The sequence below is a fragment of the Halosubterraneus shenae genome, assembly GCF_050510935.1.
Classification (GTDB): Archaea; Halobacteriota; Halobacteria; order Halobacteriales; family Haloferacaceae; genus JBDGPU01.
The window spans coordinates 135,881-158,400 of the sequence record NZ_JBNLVO010000001.1 but is presented as its reverse complement, the minus strand read 5'-3'; the positions used below and the strand labels follow the sequence as shown (position 1 = coordinate 158,400).

General features: G+C 67.4%; 21 protein-coding genes. 14 read left to right on the top strand and 7 right to left on the bottom strand.

The features are described from left to right. The first annotated feature begins 56 nt into the window (after positions 1–56). Positions 57–926, top strand: a complete 870-nt coding sequence (locus tag ACQE3M_RS00695) for a CheF family chemotaxis protein (RefSeq protein ID WP_430503541.1) — start codon at positions 57–59, stop codon at positions 924–926. Between the two features lie 319 nt (positions 927–1,245). Here the strand turns inward: ACQE3M_RS00695 and ACQE3M_RS00690 are convergent, their stop codons facing one another. The 5 genes from ACQE3M_RS00690 to cheB are packed head-to-tail and all read right to left on the bottom strand — an operon-like array spanning position 1,246 to position 7,519. Continuing rightward, positions 1,246–2,115: a CheF family chemotaxis protein gene (locus tag ACQE3M_RS00690; protein ID WP_430503540.1), complete on the bottom strand. Its 870-nt coding sequence runs from the start codon at positions 2,113–2,115 to the stop codon at positions 1,246–1,248. A gap of 40 nt (positions 2,116–2,155) precedes the next feature. After that, positions 2,156–3,367, bottom strand: coding sequence for a HEAT repeat domain-containing protein (locus tag ACQE3M_RS00685; RefSeq protein WP_430503539.1), 1,212 nt, complete (start codon positions 3,365–3,367; stop codon positions 2,156–2,158). Further along, entirely contained in the window at positions 3,367–4,182 is an 816-nt protein-coding gene (locus ACQE3M_RS00680; protein WP_430503538.1) for a CheR family methyltransferase, read from the bottom strand. The genes ACQE3M_RS00685 and ACQE3M_RS00680 overlap by 1 nt, the downstream gene beginning before the upstream one ends. Further along, positions 4,179–6,308: an ATP-binding protein gene (locus ACQE3M_RS00675; RefSeq protein WP_430503537.1), complete on the bottom strand. Its 2,130-nt coding sequence runs from the start codon at positions 6,306–6,308 to the stop codon at positions 4,179–4,181. Before ACQE3M_RS00675 ends, ACQE3M_RS00680 begins: the two co-directional genes overlap by 4 nt. After that, positions 6,308–7,519, bottom strand: coding sequence for a chemotaxis-specific protein-glutamate methyltransferase CheB (cheB, locus tag ACQE3M_RS00670; RefSeq protein ID WP_430503536.1), 1,212 nt, complete (start codon positions 7,517–7,519; stop codon positions 6,308–6,310). The genes ACQE3M_RS00675 and cheB overlap by 1 nt, the downstream gene beginning before the upstream one ends. 101 nt (positions 7,520–7,620) lie before the next feature. On the opposite strand from cheB, the gene ACQE3M_RS00665 reads away from it, so the two are divergent. The 10 genes from ACQE3M_RS00665 (at position 7,621) to ACQE3M_RS00620 (ending at position 18,865) form a co-directional block, all read left to right on the top strand. After that, the gene (locus tag ACQE3M_RS00665; protein ID WP_430503535.1) at positions 7,621–8,079 is read left to right on the top strand and encodes a chemotaxis protein CheW; all 459 of its coding nucleotides are present in this window, start codon (positions 7,621–7,623) and stop codon (positions 8,077–8,079) included. Between the two features lie 202 nt (positions 8,080–8,281). Next, positions 8,282–8,977, top strand: a complete 696-nt coding sequence (locus ACQE3M_RS00660; protein WP_430503534.1) for an RAD55 family ATPase — start codon at positions 8,282–8,284, stop codon at positions 8,975–8,977. Continuing rightward, complete coding sequence (locus ACQE3M_RS00655; RefSeq protein ID WP_430503533.1) at positions 8,977–9,357, top strand: hypothetical protein; 381 nt, start codon at positions 8,977–8,979, stop codon at positions 9,355–9,357. Before ACQE3M_RS00660 ends, ACQE3M_RS00655 begins: the two co-directional genes overlap by 1 nt. 42 nt (positions 9,358–9,399) lie before the next feature. Next, positions 9,400–10,008: a DUF7504 family protein gene (locus ACQE3M_RS00650; protein WP_430503532.1), complete on the top strand. Its 609-nt coding sequence runs from the start codon at positions 9,400–9,402 to the stop codon at positions 10,006–10,008. Positions 10,009–10,880: 872 nt separating this feature from the next. Continuing rightward, complete coding sequence (locus ACQE3M_RS00645; RefSeq protein WP_430503531.1) at positions 10,881–11,201, top strand: DUF5783 family protein; 321 nt, start codon at positions 10,881–10,883, stop codon at positions 11,199–11,201. 83 nt (positions 11,202–11,284) lie between these two features. Further along, entirely contained in the window at positions 11,285–11,656 is a 372-nt protein-coding gene (locus ACQE3M_RS00640) for a NifU family protein (protein WP_430503530.1), read from the top strand. Between the two features lie 1,430 nt (positions 11,657–13,086). Beyond that, a complete protein-coding gene (locus ACQE3M_RS00635) occupies positions 13,087–13,494 on the top strand; it encodes a GNAT family N-acetyltransferase (protein WP_430503529.1) in 408 nt (135 codons plus the stop codon). Between the two features lie 89 nt (positions 13,495–13,583). Beyond that, positions 13,584–14,267 (top strand): haloacid dehalogenase type II, encoded by a 684-nt coding sequence (locus ACQE3M_RS00630; RefSeq protein ID WP_430503528.1) that lies wholly within the window; start codon positions 13,584–13,586, stop codon positions 14,265–14,267. 88 nt (positions 14,268–14,355) lie between these two features. Then, a complete protein-coding gene (locus ACQE3M_RS00625) occupies positions 14,356–14,775 on the top strand; it encodes a PPC domain-containing DNA-binding protein (protein ID WP_430503527.1) in 420 nt (139 codons plus the stop codon). 16 nt (positions 14,776–14,791) lie between these two features. Next, positions 14,792–18,865: a DNA-directed DNA polymerase II large subunit gene (locus ACQE3M_RS00620; RefSeq protein WP_430503526.1), complete on the top strand. Its 4,074-nt coding sequence runs from the start codon at positions 14,792–14,794 to the stop codon at positions 18,863–18,865. A 49-nt stretch (positions 18,866–18,914) separates the two neighbouring features. Here the strand turns inward: ACQE3M_RS00620 and ACQE3M_RS00615 are convergent, their stop codons facing one another. Next, entirely contained in the window at positions 18,915–19,328 is a 414-nt protein-coding gene (locus tag ACQE3M_RS00615) for a hypothetical protein (protein ID WP_430503525.1), read from the bottom strand. Between the two features lie 144 nt (positions 19,329–19,472). On the opposite strand from ACQE3M_RS00615, the gene ACQE3M_RS00610 reads away from it, so the two are divergent. Further along, positions 19,473–19,769 (top strand): PRC-barrel domain-containing protein, encoded by a 297-nt coding sequence (locus ACQE3M_RS00610; protein WP_430503524.1) that lies wholly within the window; start codon positions 19,473–19,475, stop codon positions 19,767–19,769. 87 nt (positions 19,770–19,856) lie between these two features. Further along, positions 19,857–20,771 carry a ketopantoate reductase family protein gene (locus ACQE3M_RS00605; protein WP_430503523.1) on the top strand — a complete coding sequence of 305 codons (915 nt, stop codon included), beginning with the start codon at positions 19,857–19,859 and terminating at the stop codon, positions 20,769–20,771. Positions 20,772–20,833: 62 nt separating this feature from the next. On the opposite strand, the gene ACQE3M_RS00600 is transcribed toward ACQE3M_RS00605, so the two are convergent. Continuing rightward, complete coding sequence (locus ACQE3M_RS00600; protein WP_430503522.1) at positions 20,834–21,058, bottom strand: DUF7556 family protein; 225 nt, start codon at positions 21,056–21,058, stop codon at positions 20,834–20,836. A 336-nt stretch (positions 21,059–21,394) separates the two neighbouring features. On the opposite strand from ACQE3M_RS00600, the gene rnz reads away from it, so the two are divergent. Next, entirely contained in the window at positions 21,395–22,324 is a 930-nt protein-coding gene (rnz, locus tag ACQE3M_RS00595; RefSeq protein ID WP_430503521.1) for a ribonuclease Z, read from the top strand. Positions 22,325–22,520 lie beyond the last annotated feature (196 nt).

The following is a 22,520-nucleotide window of genomic DNA, read 5'->3' as shown; positions in this document are numbered from 1 at the left end:
CAGCATTGAGAGCGTGCGGGAAAGTATAAAGTGACCCTTCCATCGAGGTAGGATCGATGGAGGAGTCCGTCGTCGCCGACTTTACTGGCCGCGTCCACACGCGGGACGTCGGCGAGAACGAGCCGGTCCCCGGACGTATCCTGCTCAGCCAGCGGCGGCTCGTGCTCGCGAGCGATTCAGCTCGTACGACGATCGGCCTGAAGCAGGTGTTCGACGTCGCCGTCGGCACGGTTCCCAGCGACCTGCGGTCGTTCTTCAGCGACACGATCACGGTCGCCTACGTCGACGGCAACGCGAAGCGGACCGCCGTCATCGAGGGGGAACCGGAGCCGATGGACCGGTTCCAGCGCATCCTGTTCAAGACGCTCCTCGAGGGCGTCTCGGTGCGCGTTCGAAGCCCGGCCAAGGTCGGCGGCCGCGTCGTCGACGGCGACGTCCAGACGGCAGCCGTGTCGCTGGGCGACGGCGAGATCGGCTTCCTCGACTGCGAGGATCCGTTCACCGTCGACCTCTCGACAGTCACGGACTTCGACCGGGGCGAACACACGATCGACGGGGCGCCGAGACCGACGCTCTCGATCACCCACACCCCGGAGACCGGCGCGGTCACGTCCCTGGTCTCGGTGCCGAGCGAGCGAACGCTGGGCGTCCTCGGGCGGTTCATCAAGCTGGAATACGCCGAGGTCATGGAGGACGTCCGCGACCTGGACCTGACCGACGAGGAGCTTGAGATCCTCGTCTCCCTCTACTCCGCGGGCGGCGAGGCCAGCATCTCCACGATCGTGACCGGCGACGCAACGCAGACCTCGATGGTGCTCGAGACGCTCCGGAACGGCGGGCTCGTCGCGGACGGCGAGACGGCGACGGCGCTCACCCCGAAGGGCCGGATGGTCGTCAACACGTACCTGGAGAAGGTCAATACGTAGCGCCAGGGCCCCACCGGTCCGCACTTTCGGCACCGCCGCTCGTCCCACGCGTATCCTTTTGCCCGATGCCGCGGCCAACGACCCCGTGGACGAGTCCATGGCCCGGGTCGGTCGAGGCGGGAGTCCGGCGCACCACCCGGGGACTGCGGCGCGCCGGCTGCTCGCTCACAACCCAGCGCCGGTCAACTCTCCGACCAGCACAACGTGTGAAGCCGGCCGGCGACCCTGATCGCCGGTCCGCGTCGACGACGAGACCAGCGACGGCGCGGTGCACCGCGTAGCAGCTCCGCTGTCGGGCGACCCCAGCAGTCTCAACCGCCTACTGGTCGTTCATCGCTTCGCTCGCGATGTTGCGACCGCGGGAGTTGAGCGACACCTCCCGGCGAACCCGCACTTCCTCGACGACGTCCAGCTCGATCAGGCGCTCGAACGTCTCCTCGACGGCGTCCACGTCCATGTCCAGGAACGACGGGATCTCGAACGGCGAAACGCCGGAGTACAGCGCCATCAACACCTCTCGGTCGCGGTCCGAGAGGTCCACGTTAGCCTGGTTTCGCTCGACGCCTTTCCGCAGCCACGACTCGACGAACCCACAGCGCCGCGGCGGACCGGCGAGGTGGGTCTCGATGGTGGTGCCCTCGTCGTTGGTGTGTGAGACCTGTAGCACCGGCTGCATCTCCCCGTCGACGGTCCGCTCGGTCGTCTCCATCCCGCTGATCTCGTCGAGGTCGAACTGGACGAACGCGCCGCCTTCCAGCGCCGCGTTCAGGCCGTTCTCGTCGACCTTGATGCGCGCCTGCTCCCACCCCACCTCCTCCTGGACGACGCCGCCGGCGATAGCAGGGTGTTTCGCGCGGAGCATTCGCTGGTTGAGCAGGGCCTCGTAGACGCTTCGCTCGAAGCCGTCGTGGTCGCTGGCGGTTATCAACAGCACCTGGTCGCCGAGGTCGAGGCTCACGTAGCCGGAGACCTGCGCGATCGACTGGTTCGTGTCGTGGCGGCCGCCGAGGCCCTCCAGCTCGGAGAGCGGGATCGTCCGCTTGCCGTCGTTGGCCGCCAGCACCAGCCGCCGGTTCGACAACAGGATCCGGCCCGGCGTCCACGACACGTCGTTCACCGGGCGGCCGTCCCGAACGGCGATAGCGAAGCGCCCAGTGGTGTCCGCAACCTTGACTTCGGCGTCGCTCATCGGCGCCCTCCGATCGCCGTCCGACGGCGGTCAGTCGAGCTCATGCGTTTCCACCCGCCCGGAGCTTCGAGACGGCCGCGAACGCGCGCTTTCGGACGGCCGCGCTGTCGTCGTCGGTGAGCTCCTCGAGTCGGTCGCGCGCCTGGCTCCCGCCGACCTGCCCGAGGACGAACGCGGCCTTCGCTCGCGCCGCCTCCGGTACCGACTCGTCCAGCTTGTCGAGCAACGCGGCCTCGACGGTCGGGCCGCCGACGTTCCCGAGGCTCGTCGCCGCGAACTGTGCGGTCATGTCGTCCGTATCCGCGAGCGCGTCCGCCAGTGCGGCGATCGCGTCGTCGGCGTCGCTGTCAGCGACGCGACCGAGGATCCACGCCGCGTTGCGCCGCTGGCGATCCTGCTGGCCGTCCGAGAGGATCTCGACCAGCGGCTCGATGACGGTCGCGTCGTCGGCCGCCTGCAGCTCGGAGACCACCCGGTCACGGACCTCGTGGCTCCGGTCGGTGGGGACGTTCGACAGCAGTTCGATCACCGAGTAGACGGCCGCCTTCCGCACCGCCTCGCTGTCGTCGGCGAGGACGTACACGAGCGGTTCAACCGGCCGCGCATTGCTGGCCTTGCCGAGCGCTCCCGCGGCGATCCGGCGGACCGACGGGTCGTCGTCCTCGAGCAGCTCGATGAGGGGGGCCAGCGACTGGTCCGTCCCGATCGAGCCGAGCGCGTTCGCGGCCGCGTGGCGAACGCGGGCTTGGTCGTCCAGCCGTTCCGTCAGCGCCGGGACGGCCCGCGGGTCGGCGAGTACCCCGCACGCGTGACAGACGCGGAGGCGAACCCGGGGGTCCGGGTCCTCCATCGCGTCGACGAGCTTCGGGACCGCGTTCGGCTCCCCGAGCCGGGCCAGGGAGTTGGCCGCGGCCATACGGAGCTCCGGCCGGTCGGCGAATAGCGCCGCGGCGAACTTCCGCGCGGTCACCCACCCGGCGTCCCCGGTGTCGCTGCCAGTGAGCGTCTCGAGTAGCTGCTCGACCGCAGCCTGCCCGATGCCGTCGAGGGCGTCGATGGCGGCGCCGCGAACACGGTCGTCGTCGTCCCGCGTCGCGGCGCGGAGCAGCGCGTCGATCGCCGGCTGGTCGTCCTCGTCGGCCAGGTCGCCGAGGACGGTCGCCGCGCGGCGGCGGACCGCGGCGCTGTCGCTGTGAAGTGCGTCGCGGACGGCCTCGACGTCGCCGTTCCGTGCGAGTTCGTACAGCGACATTACTGCCTCCTGAACACCCGCCGCCGCTTGTCTATCGGCTCGTACCGGTCGCGCCGGTCCGGCGGGACGCTCTCCGTCATCCCCACGACGAGAACGCTCCCGGGCGACAGCGACGCTTCCAGGGTGTCGAACACGGCGCCCTTGTGCTCGCTGTCGATGTAGATCAGCAGGTTCCGGCAGAGAACGACGTCGAACGCCTCGCGCGCGCCGTCCTGGACCATGTCGTGGCGGTCGAACGAGACCAGATCCTGTACCCGGTCGGTGACGCTGAAGGTGTCGCCGTCGCGGTCGACCCAGTCGGCCGGCGTCGAGAGCGGCTCGAGCTCCGCCGCGATGTCGGTCGTGCGAGTCGTGTGGTAGACGCCCTCGCGAGCCGCGTCGAGCGCCTCGTCGCTGATGTCGGTGCCGAGGACCTCGACCCGGCGCTCGTCGATCTCGGGGTCGTCACAGGCGAGCATCGCGACGGAGTACGGCTCCCGCCCGTCGGCACATGGGGCGGACCACACGCGAACGCGGCGCTGGTCAGCAGTCCGGCGCCGGAGTACGTCGCGGAAGACCTCCCACATCTCCGGGTTGCGGAAAAAGCCCGTGACGTTGATCGTCAGCGCCGCCATGAGCGCCTCGCGCTCCGCCGGGTCCTCGCGGAGGCGACGCTCGTACGCCTCGTGGTCGTCGATGTCGCAGCGGCGCATGCGCGCGGAGATCCGGCGGTCGAGGTACGACTCGTTGTAGTAGCCGGGTTTGAACGCGACGCTGTCGGCGATCTGGCGGAGCACTCCGGCGAACGCGAACTCCTCGTCACTCGACCGACTCATAGGCTCACCACGTCGAGCACGGCGACCACGTCGCCGTCGCCTAACACGGCGGTGCCACTGAGCCCCGGCGTCCCGGATAGCGGGCCGTCGAGCGGTTTGACCACGACCTCCTCCTGGTCGAGGACGGCGTCGCACCGGAGCGCAACCTGTCGCGTCTCCTCACGGATCCGAACGACCATCCCGTCGTCCCGCTCGGCGTCGGCGGCTGCTGCTCGGTGGTTCGGGACCTCGCCGCCATCCGGGATCTCGCCGCCGGCCGTCGCGGTGGCGTCGGAAGTTGCGCCCTCGGCCGCCGACGATTCCCCGAGCCGCTCCGCGAGTCGGATCACGGGATACAGATCGCCCTCGTGACGGAGGATCTCGTCGCCGTTGACCGCCTCGACGTCGTCGGCGCGGCCGACCTCGGCGATGCTCTTGATCGGGATGCCGTACTCGGTGCCGCCGACGTCGACGAACATCACCTTCACGATGGCGACGGTGACCGGGAGCCGGAAGCGAACGGTCGACCCCTCACCGGGCTCGCTTTCGACCTCGACGCTGCCGTCGAGGCTCCGTGCCGTCGTGCGGACCACGTCCATGCCGACGCCGCGACCGGAAACGTCGGTGACCTCCTCGGCCGTGGAGAGTCCGGGATGGAAGACGAGGTCGTAGATCTCGGACTCGTCCATCGCGTCGAGTTCCGCGGGTGTATGGACACCCTCCTCGACGGCCTTCTCCCGGAGCCGGTCCGGGTCGAGGCCGGCGCCGTCGTCCGTGGCCTCGATGACGACGTGGTCACGGTCACGGGTCGCGGTGAGCTCGACGGTCCCCGTCGGGTCCTTGCCGGCCGCTTCCCGTTCCTCGGGTGACTCGATGCCGTGGTCGACGGCGTTCCGGAGGACGTGGACGAGCGGGTCCCGCATCTCCGTGAGGATCGTCCGGTCGAGCTCGACGTCGCCGCCCGTCACGTCGAACCGGACGTCCTTGCCGACCTCGCGGGCCACGTCGCGGACGAGCCGCGGGAACGAGTCCGCGACCTGCGAGAACGGGATGAGCCGCATGTCCATCGCGGTGTCCTGCAGGCTGCTCGCGAGCTTGTCCAGCTCGCCGAGGGTGTCGGATTCGATGCCGGCCTCCTCCAGCTCGCGGCGGAGCTTGATCCGGCTCGTCACGAGCTGCTCGACGAGCCCGTACAGCTCGTCGACCTGGTCGACGTCGACCCGGATCGAGGAGATCTCGTCCGCGTCGTCCGCGTCGTCCGCGTCGTCCGCGTCGGTTGCGTCTCCGCTCTCGGTCGTCTCGCCGGAGGATTCCGAGTCGTCGGCTGCGGTTGCCGCCACCTCGGAATCGACGTCGGCAGTATCGGCAGCGCTATCGCCGTCGGCGCGGGCAACCTCGACCGCCTCCACCTGCGCGAGCGCGTCGAGGCTGGTAGCGACGACGTCGGGAGCCTCGGCGACGACGTACGCGTCGAACCCCGTCTCGAACTCGCCGGCCTCCAGCGCGTCGGGTTCCGGGTCGGTCGCGAACGCGTCGAAGCCGTCGGCGATCGCCTCCGTGACGAACGTCGCGTCGACGCCGGGCAGTTCCGTCTCGCCGATGGTCACGTCCGCGTGAACGAGGCGGTCGTCGCCGACGTCGAGCGCCGCGGCGGCCGGCGGCAGGTCGACCGGTGCGTCGGCCGCGTCGGCCGGGTCGGCCGCGTCGTCCAGCCCCTTATCCCCCGCGTCGTCGCTCGCTCCGGTAGCATCGGCCTCCGCATCCGCCGACTGGGTGCCCTGCTCCAGTCCCCGGATCCGGGCTTCGAGTTCGGCCGGGTCGGTCGAGACCTCGCCGTCCTCGGCGATCTCCGCCACCATCGCCTCCACGGCGTCGACGCCCTCGAACAGCAGGTCCATCAGCTCGGGCGTCACCGCCCGGTCGCCGGTGCGGACGTCGTCGAGGAGGTCCTCGAGCGCATGGCCGAACTCCGAGACCCGGTCGTACCCCATCGCCGCGGCGTTCCCCTTCAGGGTGTGGGCGACGCGGAACACGTCGTCCATCGCCTCGCTATCCTCGGGGTCCGCCTCCAGCGCGAGCAGGGCGTTGTTGAGGTCGGTGATACCGTCCTCCGCCTCCGCGACGAAGGCGGCGCGGTGGGAGTCCATCAGGCGACACCCCCGACGATGGCGTCGGCGACGCCGGAGAGGTCGTGGACCTCGTCGACGGCCCCGGTCGCGACGGCGCGTTTCGGCATCCCGTAGATGACGCAGCTCTCCTCGCTCTGGACGAGCGTCCGGCCGCCCGCCTCGGCAACCGCCCGGATCCCGTCGGCACCGTCGGAGCCCATCCCCGTCAGGACGACGCCGACGAGCGGGTCGTCGACCGCTTCGGCGGCGGACTCCATCGTCACATCGACCGCGGGCATCACCTGCCGGGAGTCGTCCTCGTCGAGTTTGATCCGGAGCCGCCCGGCCCGGTAGCTGTCGACGAGGGTGTGGCTGCCGCCGCGAGCGACGACGGCCTCGCCGGCACCGATGCGGGCGCCGTCCGCCGCCTCCCGCACGTCGTACGCGGACACCTCGTCGAGCCGGTCGGCGAACCGCTCGGTGAACGCTTCCGGCATGTGCTGGACGATGACCACGCGGCAATCGACCGCCGGGAGCGCCGCCATGACGCGCTCGACGGCGTTGGGACCGCCCGTCGACGCCCCGATGATGACCGTCAGCGGGTCGTCGAGGTCGGCGTCGGCCTCGCCGTCGGCACTGGCGTCCGTCGCTTCGCCGACGCCGGCAGTCGATTCACCGGTTTCGGTCGGCGAGTCGCTCGGCGATTCGCCCGCCGATCCGTTCGCCGACCCGGCCGCGTTCCCGGTCGATGCACCTCGTCGAGCCGTCCCGGTTCCTCCGGCGTCCGGAGTTGGGCTCTCCCGCATCGCGACGTCGAGGTCGGCGTCGGCGACGGAGTGGACCGCCTGCGCTAACCGTTCCCCTTCGCGGGAGACGCCGGTCGTCACCTCGCCGCCGGGCTTGGCGAAGAAGTCGACGGCGCCGCGCTCCAGCGCGTCGAAGGTCACCTCGGCGCCGGCGTCGGTGTGGGCCGACAGCATCAGGACCGGCGTCGGGGTTTCGTCCATGATCCGCTCGACGGCCTCGAGCCCGTTCATCCCGGGCATCTCGACGTCCATCGTCACGACGTCGGGCGACTGCTCGGCGACGACGTCGATCGCCTCCGCGCCGTCGCCGGCCGTGCCCACGATGGAGATCCCGGCGTCCGACAACACGTCGGAGATGAGCCGCCGCATGAACGGGGAGTCGTCCACGACGACCACGCGTGGCGCGTCGCTCCCGCGACCGCGTCTCTCGGGCGTCCCTGACATACACGAAGGCGGACAAAGCCGAACGATAAACCCACCGCCCTGCCTATCGGACGTGATAATTCGAGGGGTACGGTTATGGGCAGGCGGACGGAGACCCAGGTATGGGAGCGACGGAGACGGACACGGAGACCGAGGCGGAACCAGCGACCGAGCCCACGAAGGTCCTGGAGTTCGGTCTCGGCGAGGACACGTACTGCCTGGGTATCGGCGTGATCGACGAGATCGTCGACGCCGGGGAACTGACGCGGATCCCGAACTCGCCGGGACACGTCGAGGGCGTCATGGACCTGCGCGGTCGGACGACGACCATCATCGACCCCAAGACGCTGTTCGACGTCGACGGCGAGGGCGCTCGCGACCGGATCGTCGTGTTCGACGACGACGCGCTCGACGAGGGCGGTGCCGTCGGCTGGATGGTCGACGAGGTGTACCAGGTCCGCGACGTCGACCCGGCCACCGTCGACGACAGCACGACCGTGGAGGACGACGGCGTTCGCGGCATCGTGAAAGCGGACGACCGCTTCGTCGTCTGGGTCGAACCCGACGTGACGACGGAGTAGCCCGCTCCAGTTGGGGGATCCGACTGTCGCCTTCGGAACGAGTCGTGAATCCGACTGCCCTCCTCCGGATCGAGTCCGAATCCGAACCGGATCCGACCGCATCGCCGGAGCCGTTTCCGCCAGTAGGCCCGCCAGTTCCCGCCGTTCTCACCCGTGAAAATCGGGGAGGAACACTTATCGTGGGCCTCGTTCGGCTTCGGGTATGCGCATCTCCAGTGGTGTCTCAGGGTTCGACGATCTCGTCGACGGCGGTTTCCCCGAGGGGCGACTCTACGTCGTCAGCGGGCCGCCGGGCAGCGGGAAAACCACGTTCTGCTCGCAGTTCGCGGCCCAGGGCGCCCGCGACGGCGACAAGACGCTGTACGTCAGCATGCACGAAACGAAAGAGGGGATCAAACAGGACATGGAGGGGTACGAGTTCGGCTTCGACCGGGCGGTCGCGAGCGATCGGATCACGTTCCTCGACGCCCTCTCCTCGGACGGCCGGCGCTTCTTCGGGAAGCCGAACGACCGACGGGACCGGAACAGTGTCGCCAACCGGCTGACCGGGTTCATCGAGTCCCGTGACATCGACCGCATCATCCTCGACTCGACGATGCTGCTCAGCTACCTCCTGGACGACACCGAGGACACCGCAGTGCAGCTGTTGACCGCGCTGAAGCGAACGGACGCGACGACGCTGCTCATCTCCGAGATGACGGACCCGAGCGCCTACTCCGAGGAGCACTATCTCGCGCACGGCGTCGTGTTCATGCACAACTACCTCGAGGACGACGGCATGCAGCGCGGGCTCCAGGTGCTGAAGATGCGCGGAACCGACATCGACACGGACATCCACGACCTGGAGTTCGGGCCGAAAGGGCTCCGCGTCGGCGCCGGAAAGCCGGTCAAACACTGATGTACGAGCGCTCGTTCGGAACGGACTGGTCGACGCTGGACAGGGAATCGGCGATCGAGCGCGCGTTCGCACTCGGCGTCGCGAAGGCCTGCGGGGAGAGCCACCCCGACGAGTACACTCGCGTTCGCCAGGCCCTGCCGGGGGCGTACGATCAGAGCATCGTCGAACTGGCGTACGAGGAGGGGCGAACCAAGGCACTCACGCTGGAGCAGCAGGGCGAGGAGGACGTCTGGGAGGCCCTCGTCGACGAAGAGACGAAGACGGCAGCCGACTCCCCGCTCCCCGAAGCGATGCCCGGCGCGCTCGACAGCCGCGAGTTCCTGTCGCGCTCGACGGGGCCGCCCGAATCGCTCAACCGTCCCGAATTCCTTCGAAAGTAACGCTCGGAAAGCATTTACGTCGGCGGGATGGACCAACGGATAATGAGTATCCTTCCCGCTTCCGTCCTCGAGGCGGAAAGCGTCCTGCTGGTTGGGCCACCCATGAGCGGGAAGTACGACCTCTTTCACCGTATCCTCGGGGAGTGGACGACGGAACCGATCGTGATCTCCACGGGGCAAACGGCCGAGAAGGTCCGAAACGACCACGAAGAGCTAACCGACGCCGACGGCGAGAACGCCATCGTCGTCGACTGTGCCTCCCGCGAGCAGGGCGAGACGGTCGAGGACACCCCCCGGACGAAGTACGTCGACTCGGCCGGCGACCTCACCGACATCGGCGTCAAGTTCACCAACGTCGTCGAGGACCTCGCCGACGAGGAGGACCACGCAGTCGGGTTGTTCTCGATCTCCGAGCTGCTGATGTACTGGGATCCGGAACGGATCTACCAGTTCATCCGCGTCCTCTCCTCGCAGGCGACCGGCCAGGACTGGCCCTTCGTCAGCGCCGTCGGGTCGACCGCGCACGAGGAAGCCACCCTTCACACGCTGTACGAACCGTTCGATCGAGTCGTCGAGACCCGCGTCGACGACGAGCGGGAGTTCCGCGTCCGCGATCGCGTCGGCTCGCCCACCGACTGGCAGTCCTTCTGACCGCTCCCGTAGTCCGTCAAATGGAGTCCGATTCTTTCAGCACACTCGCTCCGTAGCGGAAGCGTCGCCTCCGACCGTGCATCAATCATCGATTCGACATTCAGAACAATTCGATATAGCGGCATCCGATTTACCCACCGACGATCCCGTTATTTGAGGGAAAAACCGGGATCCGAGGACAGCGGCTAAAGACAGTGGCACGGTCGTGTTCGGTTGCTTCGAGGATTCAACCACCTTGCAGTCGTCCTTCGCGGTCCGTCCGGGTAAATTCGGGAAGTCAGGCTGTCGGTCGATCGGTTAATCAGGGTTCGGGATAACTGCCGGTTGATAGCCAGGATGCAAACCCGCGGCGTCACCCTGAGCAATCACCTCCCGGAGGACTCGGGAAAGTAGTCGTCGATACCCACCTGAGGCAGCTTCCGAAGGCGGTTACGGGGTACCGAGAAACGGTCGCCAGTTTGTCCGGGATGTTCGGTGAGGTAGCAGCTGCACCTGGCGGGCGCATGGAAAATCCCGAGGAAGCTCGCGCCTTGCCCCCGAGGCGACTCCCGAACGCTCGATTCAGCACTTTTCGGACCGCGGTCTTCGCCTCGACGCATATCCCGGGGCACTCCGTAGAGGTGAGTGTGAAATCCTCGAAAGCAGAAGACGACCGTCGAACCGGACGATGAAACTGAACTCGGCCAGACCTTCCATAGAGAGGGGCAGGTGACGCAAAACCGCCATAGACCACCGGCTACGGCAGGATACTCGAGGATTAGTTCCAACTGCTGTCGGACTCCAGAGATCCTATAAATTGTATTCCGCGATATCAAAGTTCCCAAGCGCGGGAGACCGGCCGACTTTTGCCCGGCGATGCCGGAGCGTTCGACATGGCCGACTTCGACCCGGAGGAATTCGAGGACAAGTACGCGAACTACTTCCAGGAGCTCCAGCGCGCGTACAAGAACGCCTTCAACCAGATGAACGAGCGCTACGACTCGGACCTGATCCACGGGATCGACCAGATGATCCTCAACGAGTCCGAGCCGTTCTACGAGGACGGCGAGTTCCGCGTCGAGATCCCGGAGAACCCGCAGGAGCGCCTGCAGGGCGTCCTCGTCACCGACGAGAAGTTCGAGGAGACGCTGGAGACCTACGTCGAAACGATCGAATCGGAGCTACATCGCGTGTTCGGCGTCGAGAAGCCCTGAGACAGCCATAATAGCCGTCTCACCACCGCGGAGAAACGAGACCGAACCAAAGGCATAAGCCGGTTCGCCGTTAAGTCACGTCCATGAGTACTGAATCAGCGGACGGGGACGGCGATCTCCGCGACCGGATCACGAACTTCCTGCGGCGTAACTTCCCGCAGATTCAGATGCACGGCGGCGACGCAGCTATCAGCCATCTCGACCGCGAGAACGGTGAAGTCCACATCCAGCTCGGCGGTGCCTGTTCCGGCTGTGGCATCTCCCCGATGACGATCCAGGCGATCAAGTCCCGGATGGTCAAGGAGATCCCGGAGATCGACACGGTCCACGCCGACACCGGCATGGATTCCGGCGCCGACGGCGACCTCGGCGGCACCGGCGGTACGACGCCCTCCTTCCCCGGCGACGGCGGCGAGGAAGCCGAGGACGACGAAGGCCCGCAGGCTCCGTTCTAACGGTTCTTTTCCCCATTTTCACGAGATCCAGTAGCGACAGCGTTAGTGATTCCAGCGTTTCTATTTATAAGGATCGGACGATTCGCAGTGAATCTCGGAGCGGGAACTCTCGTCCGGTAAGGATTCACAGAATCAAAATCCACCGTTCGACGGGAGAAAATCGCGTGTCGCTATACGAAATGTCCCGGTTCAGTACCCTCCAGTAGAATAGGGCACTCACGGAGTGTAGAAGTTGAGCGTGGTAGTCGATTCCCGACGCCACGGCCGGACCGCCCTTCACAGCCGTCGATCGGACTCGTCGGCGGCGACGCGATCCCAATTCGAGGACAGGGACCGAACGGGGGTTCCCGGAACTAGCGAATCTACGCCAGTTGATTGGTTCTGCAGCGTCGAGTGTCCGAGAAGGGGTATGAATAGAATTCTCCGATCCCACCGAAAGTAGTCAGTGCATTCAGACCCCGGATGCAATCGTCGAAAAGGCCTGGATCAGCCGAAGAAGCCCGCTCGCTGGCGTTTTCAGGCAGCCAGTGGAAGGAGCGAGATCACCGAGAGAGCGTGATTTGATATAGCGAAATACAATATATAATTTGGAGAAGCCACTACACAGGGTCTCCGAAAGAGGCGCTAAAACAGCGAAAGTACGCCTCAAGGCCCGATATCGGGGTAGAACTTCGATCAGCGGCGAAAAGACCGTGCTCAGTACCAAAGCTGAGCAGCTCCTGCTCGGGGAAGGTCCCGATCGCGTCCTTGGAAAACAGATCGAACGGCGTTGGATTCCCTCGATGGATGGATCCCACCGCTGAACCCACGGGTCACGTCGTCGAGAACCGCTTTCGCTGTCTCGATAAAACCCGCGTCCTCATGGAACCGGGTTATTCCAATGTATTGAACCGGAAACCCTGACGACCGGAGGATCACCATCCATCGTAGTGTCCCGCCTTCTCCCAGGTCTCTCGCTCGACCAGTTCAGAGAGCGGTTCCGCGGGCTCACCTCCGTCTTCAGGGAATACCCAACCAGGATATCTCGATCCGAATGAGCCCGTCCAGCCTACACCAGCCGCACGCGGGCGCAAGAAACGATAGAGCCACGGTTGGTTGGCATTTCGAGTGGCGAGATGGCCTCCGCGGGAACATCGATCTACTGTCGTGCTCGACCAGGTGTGAGTCATGGCTGCGAGACGGGTTACGACGGTGAGAGGTCGGCGGGAACCCAGCTGGGGAGATATGACTTATAAACCCCGACAGATATCCGTAGGTGCAGCTCTTCACAACGGATCTTTCTATGGGCGCGCCCAGCACACCCGGGATAGATAATAAACCGTATGCCGCGATATCAAATGGGCAGTGAGAGCTCCAACCCGCTCGCTCTCTCCGGGGGGCCGAGGGAGGAGGAACGTAACCAATAATCGGAGACGGCGATATCACCGGGTATGAGCTACGAACTCCGCGAAACGACCCCCGAGCCCGAGCGGTTTGTCGCGCTCAGGGAGGCCGCCGACATGTCGTCGCGTTCGGTCGACGCGGCCCGACGAGGACTCGCGAACACGCTGTACGGCGTCAGCGTCGTCGACACGGACGCCGACGAGACGGTCGGCATGGCACGAATCGTCGGCGACGGCGCCTGCGTCTTCCACATCAGCGACATGGTCGTCCACCCTGCCCACCAGGGACAGGGGCTCGGATCCCGGATCATGGACGCCCTGATGGCGTACCTCGAGGAGCACGCACCGGAATCGGCGTACGTCAACCTCATGGCCGACGTCGACGGGTTCTACGAGCAGTGGGGCTTCGAGCGAACGGCGCCGGCGTCGAAGGGGATGTACCTCCCCGACTGGTAGCGGTCGCGGTCGACGCCGCGGCGACGGGCCCCGAAAGCTCGCCCCGTCGGCACCAGTTATCCCTGTGGAGTGCGAGGGTCCGAACGATCATGGCATTCGACGCCGACCAGGTAACCACCGTCACGTTCGACTCCTACAGCACGCTCGTCGACGTCGACGCCGCGGAGAAGGCGCTCGCGGACCGCGTCGACGACCCGGAGCCCGTCTCGAAGCTCTGGCGGGCCCGGTCGCTGGAGTACACGTTCGTCGGGAACCACGTCGACGGCTATCAGCCCTTCTACGAGATGAACCGGGACGCGCTCCAGTACGCGCTGGACGCGCACGGCGTCGACCTCCCCGAGGAGGAACGGGACGCGATCCTCGCCGTCTATCACGAGCTAGACGTCTTCGACGACGTGCGCGACGGCATCGAGCGCCTCCGCGACGGCGGCTACGACTGTTACGTCGTCTCCAACGGGAACCCCGAGATGCTGGACTCGATGGTCGAGCACGCGGAGATCGGTGACCTCCTCGAGGACACCATCAGCGCCCACGAGGTGGAGACGTTCAAACCTGACGCGGAGATCTACCGCCACGCCGCGGGGCGCACCGGCACCCCGATCGACGAGATCGTCCACGTCACGGCCGGCTGGTTCGACATCATGGGGGCCCAACACGCCGGGATGCAGGGAGCCTGGGTCGACCGGAAGGACACGCCCTGGGAGCCGTTCGGCGAGGAGCCGGACCTGACGATCGACACGTTCTACGACCTCGCCGAGGATCTCGGCGTCTGAGGGGCGTTCCGGTCGGTCGCAGCTGGTATCGGCGAGGGGTCGGCCGCCGAACTCAACTTTTTTGCCCACACCACGCATGGGGACGTGCATGGACTACCGGGAAGTCGAGTCGAGCGCGGAGTATCTCGCCCGACTCGAAACGGGAGCTGACTGGCGCCAGGAGATCGAGGACCTCGCACGGGCCGAGGACGTCGAGGCTGGCTGGTTCAACGCCATGGGCGCCGTCCAGGACGCCGAGGTCTGGTTCTACGACCAGGACGACCAGGAGTACCAGTCGGTGACGTTCGACGAGCCGCTGGAGGTCGCCGCCTGCGTCGGCAACATCGCGGACCTCGAGGGCGACATCTTCGCGCACACGCACGCGGTGCTCTCGCGAAAGAGCGGCCAGGCGCTGGCCGGGCATCTGGATGCCGGCACCGTCTTCGCGGGCGAGGTGTACCTGCGCGCGTTCGAGGAGCCGCTCGTCCGCGAACACGACCCCGAGACCGACCTGGACCTCTGGCTCTGATGGGCGGAGGGCGTCGATGAGACCCGACGACGAACGCTACTTCGCGCGCATCGAGGAGGAGCTCGACGAGGCGTTCGAGGTCGCGGAGGCCGCGAAGGGGCAGGGGAAGGACCCCGAGACGGAGATCGAGATCCCCGTCGCCCGCGACATGGCCGACCGCGTCGAGAACATCCTCGGCATCGACGGCGTCGCGGAGCGCGTCCGCGAGCTCGAGGGGGAGATGTCCCGCGAGGAGGCGGCCCTGGAGCTCGTCACCGACTTCGTCGAGGGCACCGTTGGCGACTACGACTCCAAGGCCGGCAAGATCGAGGGCGCGGTCCGGACCGCCGTCGCGCTCCTGACCGAGGGCGTCGTCGCCGCCCCGATCGAGGGGATCGACCGCGTCGAGCTGCTGGAGAACGACGACGGCTCGCAGTTCGTCAACGTCTACTACGCCGGCCCGATCCGCTCGGCAGGCGGCACGGCGCAGGCGCTCTCCGTGCTCGTCGCCGACTACGCGCGGAGCCTGCTCGACATCGCGGAGTTCCGCCCGCGCACCGAGGAGGTCGAGCGCTACGCCGAGGAGGTCGCGCTGTACGACAAGGAGACCGGCCTCCAGTACACGCCGAAGGACAAGGAGACGACGTTCATCGCCGAGCACATGCCGATCATGCTCGACGGCGAGGCGACGGGCGACGAGGAGGTCTCCGGCTTCCGCGACCTCGAGCGCGTCGACACCAACTCCGCCCGCGGCGGGATGTGTCTCGTCCTCGCGGAGGGGATCGCGCTGAAGGCCCCGAAGATCCAACGGTACACGCGCAACCTCGACGAGGTCGAGTGGCCGTGGCTCCAGGACCTCATCGACGGTACCATCGGCAAGGACGAGGGCGGCGACGCCGGCGACGATGCGGAGGAGGAGGGCGACGACGGCGACGAGGAAGGCGACGCGGACGGCGACGGAGACGGCGATGACGAGGCCGCTCCCGACGGCCCGCCGCGCCCGGATCCCTCGACGAAGTTCCTGCGAGACCTCATCGCCGGGCGTCCCGTCTTCTCGCACCCGAGCGAGTCGGGCGGCTTTCGCCTGCGCTACGGGCGCGCCCGGAACCACGGCTTCGCGACCGCGGGCGTCCACCCGGCGACGATGCACCTCGTCGACGACTTCCTCGCGACGGGCACCCAGATCAAGACGGAGCGGCCGGGGAAGGCGGCCGGCGTCGTCCCCGTCGACAGCATCGAGGGCCCGACCGTCAAGCTCGCGAACGGCGACGTGCGCCGCATCGACGACCCGGAGGAGGCGAAGGAAGTACGCAACGGCGTCGAGAAGGTGCTCGACCTCGGCGAGTACCTCGTCAACTACGGCGAGTTCGTCGAGAACAACCACCCGCTCGCGCCCGCCTCCTACACGTACGAGTGGTGGGTCAAGGAGTTCGCGACGACCGCGGCCGACGTGCAAGCGCTCCAGGACGACCCCCGCGTCGACCTCGAGGAGCCGCCCGTCGACACGGCCCTGGAGTGGGCGACGGAGTACGACTGCCCGCTCCACCCGAAGTACACCTACCTCTGGCACGACGTGGCGGTCGACACCCTCCTCGCGCTCGCCGACGCGGTCGACGAGGGCGAGGTCGTCGAGGGCGTGCTCACCATCGAGAACACGGAGACGACGCGCGTCGGCGTCGAGTCGCTGCTGCTCGACCACAGCCAGACGCCGGACGCGCTCCGGATCCCCGAGTGGCGCCCGTTCGTCCGCTCGCTCGGCTTCGACGACGGCCTTCGGCGGGAGTGGGCGGCCGCGGACCTCTCGGCGGCGGCCCGCGAGTACGCCGACGGCGACAACGCGATCCGCGCGGTCAACGAGGTCGCGCCGTTCGCGCTCCGGGAACGCGCGCCGACGCGCATCGGCAACCGGATGGGGCGCCCGGAGAAGTCCGAGAGCCGGGACCTCTCGCCGGCCGTCCACACGCTGTTCCCGATCAACGAGGCCGGGGGCTCCCAGCGCAACCTCGCCGACGCCTCCCGCCAGATGGACGACAAGGGGCGGCGGGGAGTCCTCGAGGTCGAGGTCGCTGAACGAGAGTGTCCCGACTGCGGCGAGCACACCTTCCACAACCAGTGTCCCGACTGCGGCGCGCACACGGAGCCGTACTACGAGTGCGGCGACTGCGGCACGGTCTGTGAGCCGGACGAGGCCGGTCGCGTCGAGTGCCCGCACTGCGAGTGGGAGGTGACCGCCGCGACCGAACAGGAGGTCGACGTCAACACGGCCTACCGGGACGCCCTCGACAACGTCGGCGAGCGCGAATCCGCCTTCGAGATCGTGAAGGGCGTCCAGGGGCTCTCCTCGACGAACAAGCCGCCGGAGGCGATCGAGAAGGGGATCCTCCGGGCGAAGAACGGCGTCACGTCGTTCAAGGACGGCACCGTCCGCTACGACATGACGGACCTGCCCGTCACGTCGGTCCGGCCCGAGGAGCTCGACGTCTCCGCCGGCCACCTTCGCGAGCTCGGCTACGAGGAGGACATCGACGGCGACCCCCTGCGCCACGACGACCAGCTCGTCGAGCTGAAGGTGCAGGACATCGTCCTCTCGGAGGGCGCCGCCGAGCACATGATGAAGACGGCGGCGTTCGTCGACGACCTCCTCGAGCAGTTCTACGACCTGCCCGCCTTCTACGAGCTCAACGAGCGCGACGATCTCGTCGGCGAGCTCGTCTTCGGGATGGCGCCGCACACGAGCGCGGCAACTGTCGGGAGGGTGGTCGGTTTCACCTCGGCGGCGGTCGGATACGCTCATCCGTACTTTCACGCCGCGAAGCGCCGGAATTGCTTCCATCCGGAGACGAAGCTCTGGTTCGAGGACGATGGGTGGCACTACGAGTCGATAGAGACGTTCGTCGAGGAGAGGCTGAACGATCCGAAGCAGGACGACTTTGGAACGCTCGTCGAGGAGCTTGACGGGGATATCCGAGTTCCGTCGCTTGACTCGGAGGGGAATCGAACAATTCAGCCAGTAGAGGCAGTCTCGAAGCATCCCAGTCCTGACCACCTGTTAAATATCGAAACAGAAGATGGACGATCGATCCGCGTGACGTCCGACCACACGATGCTTCGGTGGGTGGACAACCACGTTAAACGGGTTTCCGCGTCCGAACTCGAAGTAGGGGATCAGCTCCCGCCACACGAAGAGGATATGCAGATGCCGCCGAACGGGCAACGAGCACGCACTGACGGCGGCACTCAGGGAGACGGCAGTATCATCACTAGTATCGAAGTCACTACGTCCGACGTCGACAACGTCTACTGTCTCACGGTCGAGGAGACGCACAGCCTCATCGCCAACGGCATGCCGGTCGGTCAGTGCGATGGCGACGAGGATTGCGTAATGCTCCTCATGGACGGACTCCTCAACTTCTCGAAAGAATTTCTGCCGAACCAGCGTGGCGGTCGGATGGACGCACCCCTCGTCATGTCCTCTCGGATCGACCCTTCGGAGATCGACGACGAGGCGCACAACATGGACATCGTCCGGGAGTACCCCCTCGAGTTCTACGAGGCAACCCGGGAGATGGCGGACCCGAGCGACGTCGAGGACCTCGTCCAGATCGGCGAGGACACGCTCGGCACGGACGACGAGTACCACGGTTTCAACCACACCCACGACGTCACCGACATCGCGATGGGGCCGGACCTGTCGGCGTACAAGACGCTCGGCTCGATGATGGACAAGATGGACGCCCAGCTCGAGCTCTCGCGGACGCTGCGCGCCGTCGACGAGACCGACGTCGCGGAGCGCGTCATCGAGTACCACTTCCTCCCGGACCTGATCGGTAACCTCCGCGCGTTCGCGCGCCAGGAGACGCGGTGTCTCGACTGCGGCGAGAAGTACCGCCGGATGCCCCTCACCGAGGAGTGCCGCGAGTGCGGCGGGCGCGTCAACCTCACCGTCCACCAGGGCTCCGTCAACAAGTACATGGACACGGCCATCGAGGTCGCGGAGCGGTTCGACTGCCGGCCCTACACGAAACAGCGGCTGGAAGTGCTGGAGAAGTCGCTGGAGTCCGTCTTCGAGGACGACACCAACAAGCAGAGCGGGATTGCGGACTTCATGTGAGTCGCGGGCTGCAGCCGCGGTCCCGCCGGGTCCCGGTTCAGCCGCCTGCTCACGCGAGCCGCCGAACCAGGGACGACTCCAGCAGCAGCAACACGTTGTACGCAACGGTCGCGAGGCAGCCGACCGCGGCGAAGGCGAGCGTCACGTGGGCTTCGCCCACGAGCAGGAGGAAGCCGTGGACGCCCGCGAGGGTGCCGCCTGTGGCGACGATGTGGATGGTGGAGGCGACGAGCGAGGACGGTGATTCCGACACCGTCGCCGTCGCCGTGACGCCACGGAACGCGACGACGGCGAGCACGCCGAAGCCGAGGAGCGCGCCGGCGACGTACGCCAGCGTGCGCGTGACCCCGGGGACCCCGAACGCGTCGACCAGCAGCGCGCCCGCCCCCCAGATACAGAGCGTGTAGCCGTACGCCTCCGACTCGGAGCTGAGGTTCGCCTCCAGCTGCGTGCGCGCGTCCATCGTCGCCAGCGACGGCGCGAGCGCTGATAAAAGCGTAGCCCGCGACGCGGTCGACGGGCATCCGCCGAACGACGATCGGGCGGCCCACACGTGCCGTGTGCCCAACTCACACACTTAAGGCGGCGGCGCCCCAAGATCCGAACAATGTCCACAGACGAACCGGAGTTCGCGAACGTCACGATCGGACAGTCCGTCTACGACGAGGATGGCGAACAGCTCGGGAAAGTCCGCGGCGTCGACGACGACGGCTTCTACGTCCTCGCGCCGGAGAGCAACGGCTCCCTCGGGCTCACGGAGGCGCGCGACGTCTTCGGAACGGCCTACGTGATGTGGCGCTGCTGGGAGTGCGGCGAGATGGGCGAGATCGCCGACGACCTCCCGGCCAACTGTCCGAACTGCGACGCACCGAAGGAGGACCTCTACTACTGGGCCGAGGACTGACCGGCCGGCGGAACGGTTCCCGGTGGCCGGCTTCCCCGGCCCGTCGCCGGACCGTATCCTTTTGCAGGAGCCCGACGAACTCCGGCCATGGACGTGCTCGTCTACGGTGCCGGGAGCCTCGGCAGCCTCGTGGGCGGGTTGCTCGCGCGCGCTCACGACGTGACGCTCGTCGGTCGCGACCCGCACATGCAGCGCGTTCGCGAGGCCGGGCTCGCGGTCGACGGGGAGATCGAGGCGCACACGCACCCGCGGGCGGTGACGAACGGGCGGGACCGCGAGGCCGAGCTCGCGCTGGTGACGACGAAGGCGTACGACACGGACGCGGCCGCGAGCGCGCTCGCGACGGGCGAGTTCGAGGCAGTGCTCTCGCTCCAGAACGGCCTCACCGAGGAACGGCTGGTCGCCGCCCTCGACGCACAGGTGCTGAGCGGGACGGCGACGTACGGCGCGCGGCTGCGCGGGCCCGGCCGCGTCGAGTGTACGGGCGTCGGCGAGGTGACCCTGGGCGCGCTCGGCGGCGGTCGCGACCCGCTGGCAGACCGGATCGGGGCGGCCTTCCGGGACGCCGGCATCAACGTGACCGTCGCCGACGATATGCCGCGTCGGCGGTGGGAGAAGCTCGCGGTCAACGCGGGGATCAACGCCCCGACAGCGCTCGCGGCGCTGGAGAACGGCGACGTCGCGACCGGCCCGGCCGCCGCCGTCGCCTGCGACGCCGCCACCGAGGTCGCCACCGTGGCCCGGGCCGAGGGGATCGACCTCTCGGACCGGGACGCCATCGAGGCGGTCGAGCGCGTCGCGGCGGCGACGGCGGCGAACCACTCCTCGATGCGCCAGGACGTCGACGCCGACCACCGCACGGAGGTCGAGGCCGTCTACGGCGAGCTCCTCGAGCGCGCTGGCGAGCACGGGCTCGACGCGCCGGTCTGCCGCACGCTCGCGGAGCTAATCCGGGCCTGGGAGGTCAACGCCGGGGTCCGTGACGACGAGACGGCGGTGTGAACGAGGCCGTCGCTGGCGGGACTGACTGTGAAAAAATCGGGACCGGGATTATCCGGCTCGCGCTAACACCACTCCTCGAGCACCGTGGCATCGGACTCGTCGACCGACACCCAGGCGTCCTCGCGGGAGACGTCCGCGATGACGAACTCCGGCTGGGATCGTGCCGAGTCGACGGACGACATAATGTCCGGCGACTCCGATGGCTGGAATACCTCCGCGGCGTCCGGCAGCGCGGGGGTATGCTGATCGGTGTCCGGCTCGTCCCAGGGAGTGGAACTCCGTGACATGGTTGTCACCAATTCTCACTCACATATAAGCTTTCTGAACCGGGTCACTGTCCCGCTAATCGATCCACGTTCGTGGTGAAGATTCGGCGGTGATCCCCGTTCCTGACCGGAGATCCATCGGACGTGTCGGTCACGCTACCCGGGGTTGGCGGTGATTTCAGCCGGATCGGGACTGACACGCGGTTGAAATGGTGACCCGGCGGCTGAATCGAAGGCGCCGACCCTGCTACGCGATCGACCTGCCCTGAGCCCGACGACCTCGGGTTTCAGGCGGGTCACGGCGATCGCGTACCGCCTTTCGACACCGGTTTAAAAATAGCCCTCCGAAGGGGATCCATGTCGCTTCGCGTGACGTTCCTGGGCACCGGCGGCGCCATTCCGACGACCGAGCGCGCGCCGAGCGCCCTGCTCGTCAACCGCGAGGGTGACCGGCTCCTCTTCGACTGCGGCGAGGGCACCCAGCGCCAGATGATGCGGTTCGGGACCGGGTTCGACGTCTCCCACATCTTCGTCTCGCACCTCCACGGCGACCACGTCCTCGGCATCCCGGGACTGGTCCAGACGCTGGACTTCAACGGGCGCACGGCCCCGTTGACGATCCACTGTCCGCCGAACACCAAGCCGGAGCTCGAGGACCTCGTCCACGCCGCGGGCCACGACCCGGCGTTCCCGGTCCGGATCACCGAGGTCCGCCCCGGAACCGTCGCGCTCGAGGGGGAGGAGTACGAGGTCCGCGCGTTCGAGACGGACCACCGCACGCGCTCGCAGGGGTACGTCCTTGCGGAGGACGACCGCCCCGGCCGGTTCGACCGCCCGAAGGCCGAGGAGCTCGGCGTCCCCGTCGGCCCGAAGTTCGGCAAGCTCCACGCCGGCGAGCCGGTCGAGCTGGAGGGCGGCACCGTCGTCCGCCCGGAGCAGGTCGTCGGCCCCCCGCGCCCCGGCCGGAAGTTCGTCTACACCGCCGACACGCGGCCCCAGGACCGCACCATCGACGTCGCCGAGGACGCCGACCTGCTGGTCCACGACGCGACCTTCGACGACTCGATGGCCGACCGCGCCAGCAGCACAGCGCACTCGACCGGCCGCGAGGCCGCCGAGATCGCCGCCGAGGCGAACGCGCGTCGGCTCGCGCTCACCCACATCTCCTCCCGCTACGCCGGCGACCCATCCGCTATTGAGAAGGAGGCGCGCTCGGTCTTCGACGGCGAGTGCTTCGTCCCCGACGACGGGAAGAAGGTCGACGTTCCGTTCCCCGACAGCGACTGATTCTTGCGAGTCGGCGGAGTCGTTGGTTCGGTTGGTTCGGCCACCTGCTATCAAAACGACCGGAGTGCCCTCGACCGCTGCTTATAAACGCGTGATTGGGCAGGAGCAGATGCTGCTGTGCTCGACAGCACCGCAGACACCCAGAAAGCCCTCGACCGCTGTTTATAAGCAGGTTTAGACAGGTGATACGGGCTTG

Excerpts from the sequence above, each read along its gene's own strand:
- ACQE3M_RS00695 (WP_430503541.1), top strand. The coding sequence starts at position 57 with ATGGAGGAGTCCGTCGTCGCCGACTTTACTGGCCGCGTCCACACGCGG.
- ACQE3M_RS00690 (WP_430503540.1), bottom strand. The coding sequence starts at position 2,115 with ATGAGCGACGCCGAAGTCAAGGTTGCGGACACCACTGGGCGCTTCGCT.
- ACQE3M_RS00685 (WP_430503539.1), bottom strand. The coding sequence starts at position 3,367 with ATGTCGCTGTACGAACTCGCACGGAACGGCGACGTCGAGGCCGTCCGC.
- ACQE3M_RS00680 (WP_430503538.1), bottom strand. The coding sequence starts at position 4,182 with ATGAGTCGGTCGAGTGACGAGGAGTTCGCGTTCGCCGGAGTGCTCCGC.
- ACQE3M_RS00675 (WP_430503537.1), bottom strand. The coding sequence starts at position 6,308 with ATGGACTCCCACCGCGCCGCCTTCGTCGCGGAGGCGGAGGACGGTATC.
- cheB (WP_430503536.1), bottom strand. The coding sequence starts at position 7,519 with ATGTCAGGGACGCCCGAGAGACGCGGTCGCGGGAGCGACGCGCCACGC.
- ACQE3M_RS00665 (WP_430503535.1), top strand. The coding sequence starts at position 7,621 with ATGGGAGCGACGGAGACGGACACGGAGACCGAGGCGGAACCAGCGACC.
- ACQE3M_RS00660 (WP_430503534.1), top strand. The coding sequence starts at position 8,282 with ATGCGCATCTCCAGTGGTGTCTCAGGGTTCGACGATCTCGTCGACGGC.
- ACQE3M_RS00655 (WP_430503533.1), top strand. The coding sequence starts at position 8,977 with ATGTACGAGCGCTCGTTCGGAACGGACTGGTCGACGCTGGACAGGGAA.
- ACQE3M_RS00650 (WP_430503532.1), top strand. The coding sequence starts at position 9,400 with ATGAGTATCCTTCCCGCTTCCGTCCTCGAGGCGGAAAGCGTCCTGCTG.
- ACQE3M_RS00645 (WP_430503531.1), top strand. The coding sequence starts at position 10,881 with ATGGCCGACTTCGACCCGGAGGAATTCGAGGACAAGTACGCGAACTAC.
- ACQE3M_RS00640 (WP_430503530.1), top strand. The coding sequence starts at position 11,285 with ATGAGTACTGAATCAGCGGACGGGGACGGCGATCTCCGCGACCGGATC.
- ACQE3M_RS00635 (WP_430503529.1), top strand. The coding sequence starts at position 13,087 with ATGAGCTACGAACTCCGCGAAACGACCCCCGAGCCCGAGCGGTTTGTC.
- ACQE3M_RS00630 (WP_430503528.1), top strand. The coding sequence starts at position 13,584 with ATGGCATTCGACGCCGACCAGGTAACCACCGTCACGTTCGACTCCTAC.
- ACQE3M_RS00625 (WP_430503527.1), top strand. The coding sequence starts at position 14,356 with ATGGACTACCGGGAAGTCGAGTCGAGCGCGGAGTATCTCGCCCGACTC.
- ACQE3M_RS00620 (WP_430503526.1), top strand. The coding sequence starts at position 14,792 with ATGAGACCCGACGACGAACGCTACTTCGCGCGCATCGAGGAGGAGCTC.
- ACQE3M_RS00615 (WP_430503525.1), bottom strand. The coding sequence starts at position 19,328 with ATGGACGCGCGCACGCAGCTGGAGGCGAACCTCAGCTCCGAGTCGGAG.
- ACQE3M_RS00610 (WP_430503524.1), top strand. The coding sequence starts at position 19,473 with ATGTCCACAGACGAACCGGAGTTCGCGAACGTCACGATCGGACAGTCC.
- ACQE3M_RS00605 (WP_430503523.1), top strand. The coding sequence starts at position 19,857 with ATGGACGTGCTCGTCTACGGTGCCGGGAGCCTCGGCAGCCTCGTGGGC.
- ACQE3M_RS00600 (WP_430503522.1), bottom strand. The coding sequence starts at position 21,058 with ATGTCACGGAGTTCCACTCCCTGGGACGAGCCGGACACCGATCAGCAT.
- rnz (WP_430503521.1), top strand. The coding sequence starts at position 21,395 with ATGTCGCTTCGCGTGACGTTCCTGGGCACCGGCGGCGCCATTCCGACG.